This window comes from Frankia sp. CoBUL1, from assembly GCF_978021245.1.
Window position 1 is genome coordinate 4,850 of the sequence record NZ_CDXDOS010000209.1, and the last position, 1,590, is coordinate 6,439.

Annotated in this window: 1 pseudogene; it reads right to left on the bottom strand. The window is 77.9% G+C overall.

Annotated features, from left to right (window positions below):
* Positions 1-1,115, bottom strand: a pseudogene (locus AC08OX_RS13865) (hypothetical protein); the annotation flags it as partial.
* Between the last annotated feature and the right edge of the window lie 475 nt (positions 1,116-1,590).

The window sequence follows — 1,590 nt, forward strand, 5'->3', positions numbered from 1 at the left end:
CGCTGCGGCGGTCGCGGTGTGCCGGCTCCCGGGAGATGGGCGCGGGCCGCCAGGCCCGGAGTCGATGCGCTGTCCGGCTCCGCCGCACGACTGGGGGCTTCGAGGGCCTTCGAGGCTTCGGGAGGCGGCGGGTCGGCGTGGTCGAGCACGGTCTTGGTGAGCTCGGCGGTGGACAGCAGGCCGCGGACGTGCAGGCCGGCGCTGGCGCATCGGTCGGCCAGGGTTTCGGCGGCGGCCAGCGCGGTGGCCCGGCCGTCGGCGTGGCGGCCTCCGCGTGTCGGGCGGACGGTCAGCCATAGCCGCAGGTCGTGGCGGATCAGGGCGGGCTGTGCCTCGGCGAGGAGCCGCCGGTAGGCCAGCAGCTCCCCCGCCGGCGGGCGCGCCGGCTGCCGCGACCGGGCCGCCCCCGCGGATTCCGGCTGGCGGCGGGGTTCGACGGGGAGGTCCAGGGCGGTCGCCGGTCCGGAGCGGACCGTCCAGCCGAGCCGGGCCACCGGGGTTTCCCGGGCGAACTGGGTCAGCACCCGGGCCCATCCGGCGGTCTGGCGGTCCTTCCCGGCGCCGTCGAGCAGTCCGAACGGGCCACCGCGCACGTCGAGGACCACGGTGATCGTCCCGGTGCGCCGGTCACGAACCAGACCGGCCGGTTGCCCGTCTGCGGTTGGTACCCGGCAACCGGTCGCCGCCGCTACCACCTCGACCGACCGCGGCACCGCGGGAAGATCCACCCGTTCGGACCGGCGGCCGGCGGATCCCCACCCGGCCGCCCCCGCCCCGATGCCCGTCGGCCGAGCGGAGGAGGGGACGGCGCACGGCCGGCATCCGCCGCAGGTGTGCAGGAGGCGGGTGTGCAGCAGGCGGGTGTGCAGCAGGTAGCCGGCGACGACCGGCAGGAGATGGACCAGGGGTTCCCCGCCGACCCGGACGAACGCGAACAGCAGGCAGGCCACCGCCACACCAACCCCGGCCGTCGTGCCGGAACCGCCGCCGAGCAGCCTCGGGCCCGCCGCGAGCCCGCCGACACCGAGGCCAATCAGGATGACCTGCGGGACGCTGGCGCCGAACAGCGCGGTCCCGGCTCGGCGCGGGGCGAGATGGTAGACCGGTCCGCTCATGATCCGGGCCGGTCCTCGGGTGGGGTCGCGGCCCCACCCGGACGGGCGGAGGAACCGGTGCGGGGTCGACGCCGCCAGCCCGGCGGTGCCCCTGCCGGTCCCGGCCGGAAAGACCCGCCACCGCCAGCCGGAGGGGTAGGCGGCGGGCCTCCGGGTCCCCCCAGGCCGGTCGGCCCCGTAGACCCTGACGATCCCGCGGGTCCTGGAGGACCCGACGGGCCTGGAGGTCCGGGTCTGCGTTCCCGTTCCACGCTCCCGCCGGGCGAGGCACTCGACGGGCGTCGCCGCAGGCTGACCTGCCCCGGCCGCCCACCAGACGCAGCGGTACCGGGCCCGCCACGCCGGTCGCCGACCGGTTCCCGGCCCCCGGGGTCACCCTCCCCGCCTACAGAGGTGTCCCCGGCCGGTCGGGGTCGCGGCTGCGATCGGGGCTGCCGGTGCGGCCCAGGCTGGGACTGTCCCCGCCGGCGACGCC